This is a genomic window from Prevotella sp. 20925_1_30, assembly GCF_041433025.1.
GTDB classification, from domain to species: domain Bacteria; phylum Bacteroidota; class Bacteroidia; order Bacteroidales; family Bacteroidaceae; genus Prevotella; species Prevotella vespertina.
In genome coordinates this window covers 1-16,901 of record NZ_JAPWAR010000017.1, presented here as the reverse complement: position 1 = coordinate 16,901, position 16,901 = coordinate 1, and the positions used below count along the sequence as shown (strand labels likewise).

The 16,901-nt window shown below is 40.8% G+C and carries 16 protein-coding genes; 8 read left to right on the top strand and 8 right to left on the bottom strand.

Annotation, left to right across the window (positions count from 1 at the left end):
- The first annotated feature begins 49 nt into the window (after positions 1-49).
- From ubiE to pyrF, 6 genes are all read left to right on the top strand, one after another.
- Positions 50-784 (top strand): bifunctional demethylmenaquinone methyltransferase/2-methoxy-6-polyprenyl-1,4-benzoquinol methylase UbiE, encoded by a 735-nt coding sequence (gene ubiE / locus O3603_RS08285; RefSeq protein WP_371522129.1) that lies wholly within the window; start codon positions 50-52, stop codon positions 782-784.
- Between the two features lie 64 nt (positions 785-848).
- The gene (locus O3603_RS08280) at positions 849-1,601 is read left to right on the top strand and encodes a shikimate dehydrogenase (RefSeq protein ID WP_155716251.1); all 753 of its coding nucleotides are present in this window, start codon (positions 849-851) and stop codon (positions 1,599-1,601) included.
- 59 nt (positions 1,602-1,660) lie between these two features.
- Complete coding sequence (locus tag O3603_RS08275) at positions 1,661-2,824, top strand: AIR synthase-related protein (protein WP_371522127.1); 1,164 nt, start codon at positions 1,661-1,663, stop codon at positions 2,822-2,824.
- Between the two features lie 106 nt (positions 2,825-2,930).
- Positions 2,931-4,043 (top strand): peptide chain release factor 1, encoded by a 1,113-nt coding sequence (gene prfA, locus O3603_RS08270; RefSeq protein WP_288952532.1) that lies wholly within the window; start codon positions 2,931-2,933, stop codon positions 4,041-4,043.
- A 21-nt stretch (positions 4,044-4,064) separates the two neighbouring features.
- Entirely contained in the window at positions 4,065-4,547 is a 483-nt protein-coding gene (locus tag O3603_RS08265; RefSeq protein ID WP_155716253.1) for a flagellar biosynthesis protein FliQ, read from the top strand.
- 132 nt (positions 4,548-4,679) lie between these two features.
- On the top strand, positions 4,680-5,504 hold the full coding sequence (gene pyrF, locus O3603_RS08260) for an orotidine-5'-phosphate decarboxylase (protein ID WP_004383524.1): 825 nt from the start codon (positions 4,680-4,682) through the stop codon (positions 5,502-5,504).
- A gap of 195 nt (positions 5,505-5,699) precedes the next feature.
- Here the strand turns inward: pyrF and dapA are convergent, their stop codons facing one another.
- From dapA to O3603_RS08240, 4 genes are all read right to left on the bottom strand, one after another.
- A complete protein-coding gene (gene dapA, locus O3603_RS08255; RefSeq protein ID WP_009435096.1) occupies positions 5,700-6,584 on the bottom strand; it encodes a 4-hydroxy-tetrahydrodipicolinate synthase in 885 nt (294 codons plus the stop codon).
- 302 nt (positions 6,585-6,886) lie between these two features.
- Positions 6,887-7,813, bottom strand: coding sequence for an EamA family transporter (locus tag O3603_RS08250; protein ID WP_371522124.1), 927 nt, complete (start codon positions 7,811-7,813; stop codon positions 6,887-6,889).
- Positions 7,814-7,824: 11 nt separating this feature from the next.
- Positions 7,825-8,586, bottom strand: a complete 762-nt coding sequence (truA, locus tag O3603_RS08245) for a tRNA pseudouridine(38-40) synthase TruA (protein ID WP_314867397.1) — start codon at positions 8,584-8,586, stop codon at positions 7,825-7,827.
- Positions 8,587-8,611: 25 nt separating this feature from the next.
- The gene (locus tag O3603_RS08240) at positions 8,612-10,156 is read right to left on the bottom strand and encodes a ComEC/Rec2 family competence protein (RefSeq protein ID WP_371522122.1); all 1,545 of its coding nucleotides are present in this window, start codon (positions 10,154-10,156) and stop codon (positions 8,612-8,614) included.
- 120 nt (positions 10,157-10,276) lie between these two features.
- On the opposite strand from O3603_RS08240, the gene O3603_RS08235 reads away from it, so the two are divergent.
- Together O3603_RS08235 and O3603_RS08230 are read left to right on the top strand one after the other, a co-directional pair.
- The gene (locus tag O3603_RS08235) at positions 10,277-11,116 is read left to right on the top strand and encodes an EFR1 family ferrodoxin (protein WP_371522120.1); all 840 of its coding nucleotides are present in this window, start codon (positions 10,277-10,279) and stop codon (positions 11,114-11,116) included.
- Between the two features lie 17 nt (positions 11,117-11,133).
- Positions 11,134-12,948: a M6 family metalloprotease domain-containing protein gene (locus tag O3603_RS08230; protein ID WP_371522118.1), complete on the top strand. Its 1,815-nt coding sequence runs from the start codon at positions 11,134-11,136 to the stop codon at positions 12,946-12,948.
- A gap of 526 nt (positions 12,949-13,474) precedes the next feature.
- On the opposite strand, the gene O3603_RS08225 is transcribed toward O3603_RS08230, so the two are convergent.
- From O3603_RS08225 to O3603_RS08210, 4 genes are all read right to left on the bottom strand, one after another.
- On the bottom strand, positions 13,475-13,705 hold the full coding sequence (locus tag O3603_RS08225; RefSeq protein WP_371522116.1) for a hypothetical protein: 231 nt from the start codon (positions 13,703-13,705) through the stop codon (positions 13,475-13,477).
- 337 nt (positions 13,706-14,042) lie between these two features.
- Positions 14,043-14,483 carry an HU family DNA-binding protein gene (locus O3603_RS08220; protein ID WP_371522114.1) on the bottom strand — a complete coding sequence of 147 codons (441 nt, stop codon included), beginning with the start codon at positions 14,481-14,483 and terminating at the stop codon, positions 14,043-14,045.
- Positions 14,484-14,915: 432 nt separating this feature from the next.
- A complete protein-coding gene (locus O3603_RS08215; protein ID WP_371522112.1) occupies positions 14,916-16,484 on the bottom strand; it encodes a hypothetical protein in 1,569 nt (522 codons plus the stop codon).
- A 31-nt stretch (positions 16,485-16,515) separates the two neighbouring features.
- A complete protein-coding gene (locus O3603_RS08210; protein ID WP_371522110.1) occupies positions 16,516-16,719 on the bottom strand; it encodes a hypothetical protein in 204 nt (67 codons plus the stop codon).
- Positions 16,720-16,901 lie beyond the last annotated feature (182 nt).

Here is a 16,901-nt window from a genome sequence, read left to right as displayed (position 1 = left end):
TTTTCAACTCCCTTAACTCCTTCCAAATTCCTTAACCTCCAAATAAAACATGTACGAACAGGAGAAGATAATACCCTATAATGGTAAAGGTGAGAAAAGCAAACTTGTCGAAGAGATGTTTGATAAGATTGCACCAACTTACGACACTTTAAATCATAGACTCTCATGGGATATTGATAAAGGGTGGCGAAAGAAAGCTATTAAGCAACTACAGCCTTATCATCCACAATTAATGCTTGATATTGCAACTGGTACTGGAGACTTTGCCATCCTTGCAGCAAAGGAACTCTCTCCAAGTCATCTTATCGGAGCAGACATATCAGAAGGTATGATGGCTATCGGTCGTGAGAAGGTCAAAAAGGCAGGACTTAATGATGTCATCTCTTTCCAAAAGGAGGATTGTCTCAACCTATCTTTCCCTGATGACACATTTGATGCTGTTACTGCAGCCTTTGGCATCCGTAACTTTCAAAATCTCGACAAAGGACTCACCGAGATCTGTCGTGTATTAAAGAAAGGTGGACATTTGAGCATTGTAGAACTAACAACGCCCGTTGGCTTCCCTATAAAACAACTCTTCCGTATATACTCCAACACCATCTTACTCAATTATGCAAAGTTTATCTCAAAAGACAAGAGTGCTTACGAGTATCTCAACAAAACAGTTGAGGCATTCCCACAAGGTGAACGGATGATGGAGATATTTCACAAAGCAGGATTTGCCAAAAGCTCGTTTAGACGATTGACATTCGGAATATGCACGATGTATTTAGCCGAAAAATAAATGAGACAATAGGAAGATAGAGCTTTCTCTCACAAAATACAAACTCATAGAACAAGTTTAAAACATGGATAAGTACGGACTTATAGGTTATCCTTTGGGACATTCCTTTTCTATAGGGTACTTTAATGAGAAGTTTGATAATGAGAATATAAATGCTCGTTACATAAACTTTGAAATTCCATCTATAGAAGACTTTATTGAGGTTATAGACTCCAATCCAGAACTACGTGGATTGAATGTGACTATCCCATATAAGGAACAAGTTATACCTTATCTCGATAGTCTTAGTCCTGAAGCAACAGCCATTGGAGCCGTTAATGTTATTCGTGTCACCCACAAAGGGAAGAAGACACAACTGAAAGGTTTTAATAGTGATGTGATTGGCTTCACACGTAGTATAGAACCTTTATTAGAGCGTCATCATAAGAAAGCCTTAATACTGGGAACTGGTGGCGCTTCAAAAGCTATAGACTATGGTCTAAGATCTCTTGGACTAGAAACAAAATTTGTCTCTCGTACGAAACGTGATGGCATCTTATGTTATGAAGATATAACAGCTGACATTATTCAGGAGTACAATGTTATTGTGAATTGCACTCCACTCGGTATGTATCCAAACGTTGATTCATGCCCTAAACTTCCCTACGAAGCAATGGATAGTCACACCTTATTATATGATCTACTTTACAATCCAGATGAGACACTATTCATGACGAAAGGACGTGAACAAGGTGCAGTTGTAAAGAATGGTCTAGAAATGCTCCTACTACAAGCATTTGCTAGTTGGGAGTTCTGGAATGGTGATGAACAACGTTAGCTTACACAAATTATAAACAATAAGATACTGATAAATCTCAACACGACAATTCCTTAGATATGGACAACAGATACATGATGCGCGGCGTAAGTGCTGCCAAAGAAGATGTGCATAATGCCATCAAGAACATTGATAAAGGACTCTACCCACAAGCTTTTTGTAAGATTATTCCAGATATCCTTGGTGGTGATCCTGAGTATTGTAACATTATGCATGCTGATGGAGCTGGCACAAAGTCTTCTCTGGCTTATATGTACTGGAAAGAGACAGGTGATTTGAGTGTATGGCGTGGTATAGCACAAGATGCTATCGTCATGAACACAGATGACTTGCTCTGTGTAGGTGCTGTAGATAATATCCTTGTTAGTTCAACGATTGGTCGTAATAAGATGCTTGTACCAGGTGAGGTTATTTCTGCTATCATTAACGGAACCGATGAGTTACTTGCTGATATGCGTAAGATGGGTATAGGCATCTACCCTACTGGTGGCGAAACAGCAGATGTAGGCGACCTTGTTCGTACAATTATCGTTGATTCAACAGTTACTTGTCGTATGCGTCGTAAGGATGTTATCGACAATGCGAATATTCGTCCAGGTGACGTCATTGTTGGTCTTTCATCTACAGGTCAGGCAACCTATGAGACACGTTATAATGGCGGTATGGGAAGCAATGGTTTAACATCAGCACGTCATGATGTTTTTGCTAAATACCTAGCAGAGAATTATCCCGAGAGTTATGACCATGCAGTACCAGAGGAATTAGTTTATAGTGGTAAATACAAACTGACTGATTCTGTTGAAGGAAGCCCTGTTAATGCAGGTGAGTTAGTACTCTCTCCTACTCGTACCTACGCTCCTGTTATCAAGAGATTACTTGATGAGTTGCGCCCTGAAGTACATGGTATGGTACATTGTACTGGTGGTGCACAAACAAAGGTTCTGCACTTCGTAAATGATAATTGCCGTGTCATCAAGGATAATATGTTCCCAGTTCCTCCTCTCTTCCGTGCTATCAAAGATTGTAGCGGTACTGATTGGAAGGAGATGTATCAGGTGTTCAATATGGGTCATCGTATGGAGATCTATGTTCGCCCGGAAGTTGCAGAACAGGTTATTGCTATTAGTAAGTCCTTTAATATTGATGCACAAGTAATTGGACACATAGAAGAAGGGAAACGTAGCCTAACTATTAAGAGCGAGTTTGGAACATTTGAATATTAAAACATCTAAACTTTACACCTTTATCTTTTAGAGGAAAGAGCGACAAACAAACATTAACTTAATTCTCTTAACCGCTCAACCTACATTAACATTCCCCATAAAGATTATGATCGATAACAACAACATATTACAGAAACTTGACGGACTAGAAGCCCGTTATGAAGAGGTATCAACACTCATTACTGACCCGAGTGTTATAGCAGACCAGTCACGCTACGTTAAGCTGACAAAGGAATATAAGGATCTTGGCGACATTATGGATGCTCGCAAGCGTTACATCACTTGCCTTACAACCATTAAGGAGGCAAAGGATATCATCGCTAACGAGAGTGATACAGAGATGAAAGAGATGGCACGTGAGGAACTCGCAGAGAATGAGGAACTGCAGCCAAGACTTGAAGAAGAAATCAAGATTCTACTTGTACCAAAAGATCCAGAAGACGCAAAGAATGTCCAGATGGAGATTCGTGGTGGAGCTGGTGGTGATGAGGCAGCACTCTTCGCAGGCGACCTCTTCAATATGTACAAACGTTATTGCGATAAGAAAGGTTGGAAACTATCAATAACATCTGTATCCGAAGGTGCTGTAGGTGGTTTTAAGGAGATAGATTTCGCTGTAGAAGGTGAGAACGTTTACGGAACACTGAAGTATGAGTCAGGTGTGCACCGTGTACAACGTGTACCAGCGACAGAGACACAAGGACGTATGCACACATCAGCAGCTACAGTAGCTGTGTTACCTGAAGCTGATAAGTTTGAAGTTAATATTAACGAAGGAGATATCAAGTGGGATACCTTCCGTTCGAGTGGTGCTGGTGGTCAGAATGTCAATAAGGTTGAGTCTGGTGTGCGCTTGCGTTACCCATGGAAGAATCCTAATACTGGTGAGGTTGAGGAGATTCTTATTGAATGTACTGAGACCCGCGACCAGCCAAAGAATAAAGAGCGTGCTTTGAGTCGCCTTTATACCTATATATATGATCACGAACACCAAAAATATATTGACGATATTGCTTCACGTCGCAAGACTCTCGTTTCTACTGGTGATCGTAGTGCCAAGATACGTACTTATAACTTCCCACAAGGACGTGTCACCGATCATCGTATAGGTTTCACGACTCACGACTTACAAGGATTCATGAATGGTGAGATTCAAGAGATGATCGATGCACTGACTGTTGCAGAGAACGCAGAGAAGTTAAAAGAGAACGAATTATAAAACACTTTAAAACATTACAGAATGGAGACAAAACAAAAAAAGCCAGGTAAGTTAGACGTTGATGAAAACTATGATTTAAGATTGGTCAAAACATGGAACCCTGCACTTAGATGGCTACTCACATTGCCAGCAGGACTTATAGCTATGCTCATCATCCAGCTTGCTTATGGGTTCATTGTTCGCCGTATCTTATCAAACTTCGATGAAGCAAGTACTGTTAGTATCATCGTTAATTGCTTCTTCTTATTAGCAAAGTATGCTATGCTTGTCGTGGCAATGACTGCAACAACACCAGTAGCAAGAGCTAAGAAGAAACTTGCATCAATTATATGTGCAATTATTGCTGCAATCATCTTATGTGGTTCAACATTCCTTGTGGTTCATTTTGCAGATAGTATAAACCAAACGATGATGATATCTACAGTCGTTGCATCTTTACTTGGTATATTGTTTGGCGTATGGCATGTTTCCACTTCTACTTCTAAGCCATTAGAACAAGAGTAAATAGTGAATCAAACAAGATAAGAAGAGATAAAGGTAGGGACAGACACCCTCGTTTGTCCGAAACACGATAAATTGTGTGGGACTAACGAGGGTTTCTTTTCTTTCCTCATGATAATTAATTAAACACCTAATATGAACAGACAACAACTAATCAACGAGATCTTCTCTAAGAAGACTTTTTTGTGTGTCGGACTGGACACTGACATCAATAAAATCCCTGAACACTTGAAAAAGGAGGAGGATCCTATCTTTGCTTTCAACAAGGCAATCATCGATGCAACAGCACCTTATTGCGTTGCCTATAAGCCTAACCTTGCTTTCTATGAGTGCTACGGCCTCAAAGGTATGGTTGCTTTCGAAAAGACGATCAAGTATTTAAAGGAGAATCACCCTAATCACTTTATCATTGCCGATGCAAAGCGTGGTGACATTGGCAACACCTCTAAGATGTATGCCCAGACCTTCTTTGAGGAGTATAACCTTGATTCCGTCACGGTTGCCCCTTACATGGGTGAAGACAGTGTGAAGCCCTTCCTTGAGTATGATGGTAAGTGGGTTATCCTTCTCGCACTCACTAGCAATAAAGGTAGTCACGACTTCCAATTAACAGAAGATCAACAAGGCGAACGACTCTTTGAGAAGGTATTAAAGAAGTCGCAAGAATGGGGAACTACAGAGAACCTCATGTATGTAGTTGGTGCAACACAAGGCAAAATGTTTGAGGACATTCGTCGTATAGCTCCTAACCACTTCCTCTTAGTACCAGGCGTCGGTGCACAAGGTGGTAGCCTGCAAGAGGTATGTAAATATGGAATGACAAAGGATTGCGGTTTACTTGTCAATTCTTCTCGTGGTATCATTTACGCTGGCAAGGACAAAGACTTTGCTGAGATGGCAGCCCAGAAAGCAAAGGAGTTGCAACAAGAAATGGCTATCGAGTTAGAAGCTATTAAATAAGCTAGCATAAAGACCAAAAGGATTCAACAAAAAAGCTAACGAACTTTCAATAGCAAGTTGAATAACATTTACAAACATACTATCAAGTAGCTTGTTACAGACTTCAATCCCTACTCACTTTGATAGTATAATAAAAAAGAGATAGAACGATAATGTTCTATCTCTTTTTTACTTTTTATCGTTAAGTCGATCAACTTATATTCTCAATCCCTTCAAAATTTCATTCATCTTCTGCTTTGTCTCTATGCGCGTTGGAACCAAAGGAAGACGGAGCACATTCTCTATCATTCCCATATCATTCAACAGAGCCTTACAACCAGCAGGATTACCATCTACAAAGAGAAGTTTATATAACTCTGTGAACTGATGATGTATCTTTCTTGCTGGCTCATACTCTCCATTAAACTCAAGACGAATCATACGAGAGAACTCCTTAGGAAGTGCATTGCCAATAACCGAGATAACACCAACAGCACCACTGGCAATCATTGGGAATGTCAAAGCATCATCGCCACTAATAACCTCGAAGTGCTTAGGCTTATTCTTGATAATCTCATCAACCTGCTCTAAATTCCCTGACGCTTCTTTAATAGCAACCACGTTATCAAACTCTGACGCAATACGTACAGTTGTCTCTGCCGTCATATTCACACCTACTCTACCTGGCACATTATACATGACGATGGGTAAAGGACTGGCTTGCGCAATAGCCTTGAAGTGCTGATAAAGCCCCTCTTGACTTGGTTTGTTGTAATAAGGACAGATACTTAAAATACCATCAATCCCCTGCCAGTCTGTCGTCTTTATCTCATCTACAACAGCTGCAGTGTTATTCCCACCGCAATACTTCAAGATAGGTACACGACCATTAACCACCTTCTTTACAACACGTGTCAACTCATCCTTTTCCTCACGAGTCAAGCAAGGAGCCTCGCCTGTTGTCGCTAAAATACAAAAGAAATCAGCACCATTAGCTAATTGATATTCAACTAGACTCACAAGTGCGTCATAATCTATACTACCATCTTCTTTGAAGGGAGTAATTAAGGCTATACCTAATCCATGAAAAACATTCTGCATAGTAAAACTGTCTTAAAGAGACCTTCTACAATTACCCGCCAATGCTAAGTATATTGTAGCTTATATCCTATATATGGTCTAAGAGATAATTTCAATGTTGTTGCAAATATAATAATTAATTACCATTCTTCAAAGGATTTCCCTTTTTATCTTACCTTTGTTACTGAAATGAATTGCCCTTTTATAGGTGACTTAGACCATGTTTGTACTTTAACTTAAACGATGAACGTACTTTAACTTAAACGTCGATTGTACTTTAACTTAAACCTCAATCGTACTTTAACTTAAACGTCAAAAGCATACTAATAAGAACCTATCCAGAGGAAGATCATACCGAGAATGACAAGGCAAAGATCAAGTGCTTTTGCCTTCAAGTTCTTCTCTCTAAAGAGTAATGCTCCACACAGGAACGACACTATAACGGAACCACGACGAACCATAGATACGATCGAAATCATTGCGCCTGGTAAGGAGAGGGCATAGAAATAAGCAAAGTCTGCCATCGACAAAAAGATAGAGATGAGTAAGATGCTCCATTTCCAAGAGAACTTAACTTGAGTATCAGTCCCGCCCTTGCGCTTGTATAAGTAGATAAGGAGTACGATTGCCATCATCAAGCATTGGTAAATATTGTACCAACTTTGTGCCAACATACGATCCATCCCCACTCCACCACTCTCTGGACTTTCCATTAAGTATTTGTCTAACAAGCCACTACAAGTACCCATTAAAGCAGCTAATAATAAGAAAAGTATCCACTTATTATGCTTGAAGTCTATACCTTCTTTCTTACCACTTCGAGCCAAAAGGAATAAGGAGATAATAGCAAATATCACACCTATCCATTGCCATACATTTAAACGTTCACCAAACACAACCATAGCTCCCACTAATGTCATAACCGGACGTGTGGCATTAATAGGACCTACAATCGTTAAGGGGAGATGGGCTATGGCAAAATAACCGAATACCCAAGACAACAAAACGATTACACTCTTTAGTATGATCCACTTATGCATTCCCCATCCTCCTACACCAACTTGCAGAACACTCCCTTCTAATAAGTTCGTATATAGTGAGAGCAATATAAGTGGGATGAAGATGAGGGAACAAAATAATGTGTTAAGAAATAAGACGGGGATGACATCATTACCTTTCAAAGAATACTTCTTTGAGGTATCGTACAATCCGAGCAAAGTTGCAGAGACAAATGCTAAGATAATCCACATAAAAGTCTACTTTAATATTTTATATCCCACAAGAAAAGGGCATTGCCTGGCATGCTCTCACCCGCATCACTTCTTGACCCATTATTTACAATAGCTTGAAACTCCTCTAAGGATAACCTTCCTCTTCCAACATCAACTAAAGTTCCAACCACAGAACGTACCATATTGCGTAAGAAGCGATTAGCCGATATAACGAAACACCAATTAGTGACCTTATCAGAAGTTACTAATGCTTGTTCCGCCTTACATGGTATCCAACGTGCTTCTGTCAGATTACAGATGGTTGTCTTTACATCCGCACCTGTCTTGCAAAAACATTTGAAGTCTTTTTCTCCTATCAGATAGTCAGCTGCCTCATTCATTTTATCAAAGTCCAACGGATAGTGAATCTCACATGAATATTGGCGTGAGAAGGGCTGCTTCGTTGTATGTACATAATAATGATAGGTACGGGATGTTGCGGAGAATCGTGCATGTAAGTCTTCACTCACAGGCACAATCTGACTAACAGAGACATCACGGGGTAACAATCGATTGAGTTTATAAACCAGTTGCTGGCAATCTATAGTCTTATCTGTATCAAAGTGAGCAACCATCATCCGTCCATGTACACCCGCATCAGTACGCCCTGCCCCAGTTATACTAACCTCTTCACGCAAAAGAGTTGACAGAGAACGTTCCAGTACTTCTTGGACAGATATACCATTAGGTTGTATTTGCCAACCATGATAGGCTGTCCCATCATAGGATAGTGTTATAAAATATCGCTGCATAATTGCGTGCAAAGGTACACAAAAATTAGCTAAACTCTGTCTTGCCAATATAAAAACTCCATAATCTCCAAGCTGTCAACAATGCCACATAATAAAGAATAATATGAAGAGTGGAAATATGAATTTGCTCCATACTCGCACCTGGCAGACAGGCAATCCAATGTAGAGTGTTGTTCAACCATTCGATAGTTATGGAAAGGCACTTGCTAATAAACAAAGATAAAGAGGATAATGGAGCAAATAAGAACAATAAACCTGTCATGTAAATGATTAGAGTTGTACAGGGCACTGCTATCAAACTACAAGGAAGTGAGACGAGTGACACTCTGTCAAAGTAATAGGCAATTAAAGGTAGGCTTCCTAACTGGGCTGCTACGGATAATGCTATCATTGAGCATAGCCATCGCATGATAGTAAAGCGCAGAAGTTTTCCTTTTCGGAACGTTGCTATCATGAGTGGATAGAATAGCATGATACTCCAAACTGAAGCAAAAGATAACTGAAAACCTATGTCAAACAAATTATAAGGATTGATAACAAGCATGATAAAGGCTGTCAATGACAGGGCATTCACTGATAGACGCTCCCTATTTAAGAGGGTGACAAACGAATAGATAGATAGCATAATTGCAGAACGTACAACGGAGGGAGAAGCACCCACTAACATAACGAAGAGCCAAACGCCAAAAAGGATGATAGGCTCCGTTGTAAACTTACTACGCAAGAAGGAAAACAACCTACTACACCAACTCATTATAAGAACAAGCATGCCATAGATAATTGTTAGATGTAAGCCCGACAAGGCTAACACATGACTTGTGCCAGTTATTGAGTAATCATATTTTAAGTTCTTGTTTAATAGCGTTTTATCTCCGACAGTCATTGCCGTAACTATAGCCAAATTATCACCTTTAAGATTCTTCTTTAATTGGCTTAACACCTTATGTTGATAGTGTCGGAAAGCAATAGAAAGTCGCTGGGACAAATTGAGTTTATCAAGGCGAATTTGTTTCTTTTGCCATTGGTTATAGTAAATGAATGTCTCGGCAATATAATCATGCAGTCTTAACCATCTAGCATAATCAAAACTCCCACCTAAAAGATTCGTTGGCTCGGTAAGACGGGCGGAAGCAATAATACCATCACCTACATGTAAATGCTTATAATTATTTGTCAAACTATCACGTAATATTCTTGCTTTTATCTTCATGGGCTTTGACTGACTAACTACTAACAAGTCTGCCTGGATAACCTTCCCCACCACAACAGGCTCTGTTAGTAAAACAGCCTCAAAGGTTATCTCGCTTTGTGGTAAACTGACATGATTAACTCGTTCTTTCGCCGTGAAGAAGGTAGCCCCCAATAGGAAGATAGAAAGCAGAAGCAATGCACTTTGAATGTATTTCCAACGCCATGATAGCATTGTCAAAATGATTGCAAACAATAGGAAACCACACCAATAATATAGTGTGATAGAATTGCTCGCAAACTGTCCCATAAAGATTCCGAATCCAAATGGTATAAGCAACTTAACAAAGGGATACATCTTTAAGTCTACTTTCTCCTTCATAGTGTGCTACTTCATGTATTGCTCACAAATATAGGCAATTATTATGAAAAAACAAAGTAAATGTGCTAGTTAGCTATTATTAATCTTGTTAGATTTATAAATAATGACTACCTTTGCCACATGATTTTCTATTTCTCTGGTACAGGTAATAGTCAATGGGCAGCGAAGACGTTAGCTTTACAAACCCAGGATGAGTTATATTCTATCGCTAAAATCATTAAAACCGATTGCACGTTTCGATTAAAGAAGGGCGAGCAAGTTGGTTTTGTCTTTCCTGTACATGGATGGAGAGTGCCACGCATCGTTAGGGTATTCCTACAGAAGCTTAAACTTACAGATGAAGAGGATCAACCACTAAAGCATCATTGTTTCTGCTTAATGACCGCAGGAGACACAATAGCCAAAGCTATGGAGCGATTCCAACAGCACCTGTATGAAGTCCCTATTGGGAAGATGTTAGACCTTGACCTTGTTGGTTCCGTCATCATGCCAGAGTCGTATGTGGGCTTACCAGGTATGGATGTTGACACAAAGGAGAAAGAACTCGAAAAGAAGCAAGCAGCAGAAGTCTATCTAAGAGATTTCGGAAAGAAGATCATTCAGAAACAGAAAGAGGATGATTATAAGCCTTATGGTTGGAAGGAACTCATGGTTGGTCCACTACCGTGGTTCTTCTCTGTCCCTGTAGGTGGTTTCTTTGAGCGGTTCCTCATCACAGACAAACCCTTTCATGTGGATCATCAACGTTGTGTCAAATGCGGTATCTGTGCTAACGTCTGTCCTGTTGCTGATATAAAAGGCGGCTTAGGTTACGAACCCGAATGGTTGCACAACAAGAAGTGCCTCACTTGCTTCGCCTGTTACCATCATTGTCCACATCATGCTATAGAATATGGCAAGCGTACAGTGAAGAAGGGGCAGTACTTCTATAATAGATACAAAGTAAAAGAGAATATTTAAATTAATTAATAACGAATATGACATTCAACTTTAAACGAATATGTCTCAGTGCATGCCTATGTTTAAGTTCCATAGGCGTTTGGGGGGCTAAGGCAAATTCAATTCCAATACAAGTCAGACAAGCGGATAGAACAACTATCACCGTGATACTACGTGGTGATGAACACATCAACTGGTACACCACGCTTGATGGTGTATTGCTTGTGCAGGCAGCTGACAATAGCTATTACGTAGGAAAGGTAACTAAGGATGGGCGTCTCATTGCGACTCAACAACTCGCACACGAAGCAGCATGGCGTTCTAGCACAGAGACTAATCTCATTCGTAAGCAAGATAAGGATAAGTTCTACTCTTATGTATCTAAGGTTGCAGAGCTGTCAGAAAACTCATACAATAACAGACCATTAACACGAGTAACAGTAGATTCAGGTTATGGTGGTGTACCTTACTTTCCTCACACAGGAAGCCCTAAAGCTCTTGTTATCCTCGCAGAGTTTGCTGATACAACCTTCACGATTCAAAATACAAAGCAAGTATTTACTAATTACTTGATGAACGAAGGTCATTTTACAGAGGCTGCCTATGCACAAAACAGGAACTATAAAGGTGTACGTGGATACTTTAAGGATTGTAGTTATGGACAATTCACCCCTACATTTGATGTTGTTGGTCCTATAAAGTTACCAAAACCACAGACTTATTATGGAGCTGGGAATGATAATATAACAGACTTGATGACTGATGCTTGTAATGCTGTTGATAATGAAGTAGACTTCTCACAATACGATGCAAACGGCGATGGATTGGTTGATCTAGTTTATATCATTTACGCAGGTCACTCTGCCAACTATAGAGGGAATGCCTCTACAGACATTTGGCCTAAATCAGGAACGACAATATTATCTAAGACTTTTGATGGTAAAAGTATTCGTCGTTATGGCGTAAGTAATGAACTTGCAGGAAGAGAGAACAAAAAGAAAGAAAAGGAAACAATTAATGGTATAGGGCTCTTCTGCCATGAGTTCTCTCATACACTTGGGCTACCAGATATCTATGCATACAAGACTAATGCAGAAGACCAAAATGATCAAGGTATGGAACTATGGGACCTTATGGATGGTGGTACAGAAGTGCAAGGTGGCAGAGTCCCTTCACCTTATCTTGCTTGGGAACGTGAGGCTATGGGTTGGATGAGCATAGATACATTAACAACTGATTGCCACATAGCTAATTTAAAGACGATAGATAATGGTGGCAAGGCTTACAAAATCCTTAATCCTTCAGCATCAAATGAATATATAGTATTACAAAGTATTCAAAAGGGAGGATGGTACCAAGGTTGGGGGAATGGTTCTTATCCAAAGGGATTACTTGTTTATCGAATATCATACGCATTTAACAAAGTAAACGTATTTGATTTCCCTAATAATGTCAAAGGCAAACCACGTGTAATTGTAGTTCCTGCAGATGGAAAGGTATTATCAGCTCAGAATGCAGGAGGTTCTTGGGATACATATATAACACAACATAATGAAGACCTCTATCCATATAATGGTGTGGATTCAATTAAAGGTTTCAAGATGTTTAATGAGGCAACACTTGACAGATCTATATTTAATATTGTAGAAACAGATGGTGCAAATACCGAAAATAGGTATGTTAGTTTCGACTTTAGAGATAGAATAACAACAGGCATCTATAACACAACAGTTACAGAGCTAACAATATCTGATAACCGCATCTACACGCTTGATGGTCGTTATGTTGGAACAGACAGAAATGCCTTACCACATGGCATCTACATTCAGAACAAACAGAAGTTCATTAAGTAAATCACATAATCTATACCTTCTCTGAATTTAATAATCGGGTAAGAACAACAGGAGATGTATCTCCAACGTTCTTACCCGATTTCCGTTTCTGAGAGACAAAGTAAAGAGCCTTAAAGAAGACCCTAGAGACATATTATACAATGTGTTTTTAAAGACATAAGATAACGACATATCATCAATAACATGTTCTTCTAGGAACCATCCTCAACACAGAGCGCACAGAATAAATCGATTACACAAAATTAGTACAGAGTACCTAAAGGTACAAGAGAATACACAGAACCTTTTGCTTGTATAAGATTCAAAGTCTTGAGAGAATGACTCTATTCTTCATAGCCCCTTATCGTACTAAAGTAGGGACAGACGCCCTCGTCTGTCCGCTCTAACATCTCTACTTCTTAGTGAAATACATCCTCTTATGCGAACAGACGAAGGCATCTGTCCCTACTTTGTGGTTTCTCACCAGCCTATCCTAACTAGCCCCCGTAGGCACATCCCCTCCTCCGGAGGGGCTTGGGGAGGCATCTTATCCTGCCACTGGTCTTCCTTCTTCTTCACTCCCCTCTCCTTTCAGATAGGGGCTGGGGGTGAGGCTTTTCTTCCTAGCTGGATTATCCACTGACACCTCCACAGCATTTGCAGCCTCACGCATCCTATTCTTAGGAGTAAAGACAATCTTCGGTTTCTTCAGCGTGGCGGCTGTTACATCTTTCTGATTGTCCATCATCTTTGGAGGGAAATCTCCATCGAGGGGCATCCAGTTTTACCACACAAGCCAAGCCACAAGATCTGCGTATCCAATAAAGACCAAGTGTCTAGTCAAATCAGGAAAAGTCACTATGTTCGTATGTTACTATGTCTCAAAATCCTATGTACCTCTGTCTCATACAAAAGCCCCACCCCGTTAGGCGCCCCCCTCTCTGTAGGAGAGGGGCTGGGGGTGAGGCCGTACCACGGAAGCGAGAGAACCAAATTAATACACTAGTTTTGAAAGACATTAATTTCACAATTAATATAATCGATTGTCTTATTACAGAACGATTGATACCCTGAATCAATCTTTGAAAATGCTCCCGTGGTATAGGAAGCCTCACCTACCCTGCCTGTGGTCCACTTTCTTCCTCTTTCTTTTTCTCCTTTTTATTATCTGTCTCTTCTTCTTTCTTCCTCAACGATTCATAGGAGTTTGCAGCCAACTCGCGCTTCAATTCTGTTCCTGGTGTGAAGACCACACGAGGCTTAATTGTCTCGGTCTTAAAAGCTTTTTCTGTTTCCGCTCCTTTGCTCGACAGAGTGACACGCATTGAGCCGAAATTACCCAGTTGAATGCTAAAACCGTCACGGAGGTAATGTGGCAAACAATCAATGAAGTTATACAACACGTTCGATACATCACCACGAGTCAAGGATGAACGCCCTGCAATGTCACGTGCAATATCATCCAGCGACTTATGCCCAACGTTTACAGGGTTAGCATAAAACTTCACTTCCTCCCGCTTCTGCGGATTCTTCTTCTGAACTAATTTAAATCTCATGATTCTTAGGTTTTTAAATTATTAAATAACTATTGTTTATCATAGCGTAGGGCAGTACGCTTCCGCATCTTTCTTCTTGCATCTTCATACTGCCCTATTCTATTTTCTTAATTAATTTTCCTCCTCTCACCGCTTCATTTTCTCACCCTTTCAGCATCCTCCTCCTGCCAGATGCGTATTACCTTGCTGCTGAATACGCATCCACGTTCTGACAGATGCGGTGAACGTTGCCGTTAGATACGTATCTAGCAGCTGCTCAATGCGTATCTAGCAGTCCGTAGATACGCATCCGCCAACACGTAGATACGGTGAGCGCAGCGGCGGAATACGCATCCTGCAGAAGTTCTACCTGTTAGGCACTCCCTCTCTGCAGGAGAGGGCTGGGGTGAGGCTTCTTAGAGGGCGATACCTGTAAAGGGGCAATCGCAAAGACTACTCGAATACCCCGACCCTGTAACCGCCGTAGCGGCGGTAGTAGGACACGTTGACGCTAATATTGTTGAACCTCAGGTAGTACGCGAGGTGGCTGAACAATGGGTAAGCACTTGACGACCAATAGTAGGCTTCGGCGCCAACGGCGTACAGCTGACCAGAGTAGTAGCGACCCAAGATGGGCAGGTAGAAGTATTTGTTTGCATCGGCTGCGGAAGGAAGAGTCTGAGATACAAGCCAGCTACCATCGTTTTCATTTGTACGCCAATCACTGCCGTCGACAGATTTCTCGGCGTTATAATTACCTTCTGCCAGTAAGACTGACTTCTTCTTAAACCACATACCACCTTTATATAAATGACCCATAGTAGTCCATAATTCGTCTGAGTCCCAACGAGGATCGCCGAACTTTGCGTACCACGTCATCTCGTTGACGTTGGGGAGAGTAGCGCAACTCTGAGTAGCATCGAAGCGACCTAAACCACCGCCCTCGTGGTAGTAACGATTGTTTGGATCGCTACTATTCTGAGGGTAGTCGCTGCTGGCAGGCTGAGTCGTCAGCGTTGGCTGACTGCCTTCATGCCCCTTCCAGTACTGTTCCTGTGCATCCCACATATAGTATTTGTCGCCGTCGTAGTTCTTTACGTCAAGTTGTGCGGTCATATCGTAGTAGGTGTTGGAAGCGTATGCAGTAGCAGGAAGAGTCTTCGTGATAGTACCCTCTACGTTGGTAGCTACGTCTTTTACCCGATAACGTATCCTTAAGGTATGAGTGCCTGGCTTAATCACCATGTATGCACCGTTAATTGTTACGTTAGCTGCGCTGTTAGTCAGTGGGAAGCCGTTTGGATTACTACTACTGCCCCTTGTGGTCAAGACGATTTGTTTGCTGCCTGTACCTGCAGAAGCATCCAAAGCACCTGTAGTTGTATTGACACTGTATGTTTCGGCAATATCATTGTCAGAAGTTACCTCTACCTTAGTTAAATAACAATTATGGAGAATTGTATTACTTGTGTAAGGCTGGAAGACTAAGTAAGCTGCTTGATGCTCTAATTCAAAAGCAAATTGTTGCTTGCCTGTTACCTTGTTTGCCGTTGCAGTACCATAGTCGCCTACGGTGCCAAAGTGTTCTGTATTGTCTGGGGCTGTCTGAGTTTGTTGATTGGAGATTGTCACTTGGCTGCCGTTGCTATTCTTACCCAAGTAATAAACCTTATAGCTACTATGGTCTGTAAATTTACCTGGAACTTTATACTTAAAAGAAGCTACCTTATTGGTTGGGGCATTGCTACTCTTCTGTAATACGTTATTATCATCCTTTACATAGATATAGTCGCCTGCTCCCCAAAAGAAGTCACCGCTGTTGTAATCCATTGACGTGCGGGTTTTTGCCTCGTCGCCTGCTACGAAAGTCGTTAGGTTCTTGTCGTTATCATCATTTGGGTTGGTTGGGTTCTGTGCTACATCCTCATTAGCGCAGGATGCAAAAGCCAAGGCGATGCCAAATACAACAGCCAAGGACTTTAATTGTGATGTGAATGAGTGTTGTTTCATTGTTTTCTTCATTTTCTTTGTTCTCTTTGTTAATAACTCTCTATTAGTCTTCCCATGAAGATGTGTTTTCATCTTCTAAGTCTTCATCATTCCATTGACTTGCCTTAGCTGCAGCTGGACCAGTAGCATGGTTTGCCTTTCTGTGCTGACTGGGGAAAGACGTGTCCATCAAATTAGTGGTTTCGCTTACTTGAATTATCATGCACTCTGGTACAGAATAACTCTTCTTTACTTGCTTTTTTCTCATTACTTCATTGATTAAAATAGCTGTTATTTCGTTCTTATTTTGCTTAAAACGGGGTTCACAAAAGGGCATAAAAAAGCGAACAAAGGAAACTCTTGAAAGTCCTTTGTTTACAGGGGTTACGGCACGCTTCGCGCGCGCGTATGCGAGAAGAAAAAATGTGTTATTGTACGCTAGGTGCGAAT

What these genes read in the sequence shown, in the direction of transcription:
- ubiE (WP_371522129.1), top strand. Translation starts at nt 50, where the DNA reads ATGTACGAACAGGAGAAGATAATACCCTATAATGGTAAAGGTGAGAAA.
- O3603_RS08280 (WP_155716251.1), top strand. Translation starts at nt 849, where the DNA reads ATGGATAAGTACGGACTTATAGGTTATCCTTTGGGACATTCCTTTTCT.
- O3603_RS08275 (WP_371522127.1), top strand. Translation starts at nt 1,661, where the DNA reads ATGGACAACAGATACATGATGCGCGGCGTAAGTGCTGCCAAAGAAGAT.
- prfA (WP_288952532.1), top strand. Translation starts at nt 2,931, where the DNA reads ATGATCGATAACAACAACATATTACAGAAACTTGACGGACTAGAAGCC.
- O3603_RS08265 (WP_155716253.1), top strand. Translation starts at nt 4,065, where the DNA reads ATGGAGACAAAACAAAAAAAGCCAGGTAAGTTAGACGTTGATGAAAAC.
- pyrF (WP_004383524.1), top strand. Translation starts at nt 4,680, where the DNA reads ATGAACAGACAACAACTAATCAACGAGATCTTCTCTAAGAAGACTTTT.
- dapA (WP_009435096.1), bottom strand. Translation starts at nt 6,584, where the DNA reads ATGCAGAATGTTTTTCATGGATTAGGTATAGCCTTAATTACTCCCTTC.
- O3603_RS08250 (WP_371522124.1), bottom strand. Translation starts at nt 7,813, where the DNA reads ATGTGGATTATCTTAGCATTTGTCTCTGCAACTTTGCTCGGATTGTAC.
- truA (WP_314867397.1), bottom strand. Translation starts at nt 8,586, where the DNA reads ATGCAGCGATATTTTATAACACTATCCTATGATGGGACAGCCTATCAT.
- O3603_RS08240 (WP_371522122.1), bottom strand. Translation starts at nt 10,156, where the DNA reads ATGAAGGAGAAAGTAGACTTAAAGATGTATCCCTTTGTTAAGTTGCTT.
- O3603_RS08235 (WP_371522120.1), top strand. Translation starts at nt 10,277, where the DNA reads ATGATTTTCTATTTCTCTGGTACAGGTAATAGTCAATGGGCAGCGAAG.
- O3603_RS08230 (WP_371522118.1), top strand. Translation starts at nt 11,134, where the DNA reads ATGACATTCAACTTTAAACGAATATGTCTCAGTGCATGCCTATGTTTA.
- O3603_RS08225 (WP_371522116.1), bottom strand. Translation starts at nt 13,705, where the DNA reads ATGCCCCTCGATGGAGATTTCCCTCCAAAGATGATGGACAATCAGAAA.
- O3603_RS08220 (WP_371522114.1), bottom strand. Translation starts at nt 14,483, where the DNA reads ATGAGATTTAAATTAGTTCAGAAGAAGAATCCGCAGAAGCGGGAGGAA.
- O3603_RS08215 (WP_371522112.1), bottom strand. Translation starts at nt 16,484, where the DNA reads ATGAAGAAAACAATGAAACAACACTCATTCACATCACAATTAAAGTCC.
- O3603_RS08210 (WP_371522110.1), bottom strand. Translation starts at nt 16,719, where the DNA reads ATGAGAAAAAAGCAAGTAAAGAAGAGTTATTCTGTACCAGAGTGCATG.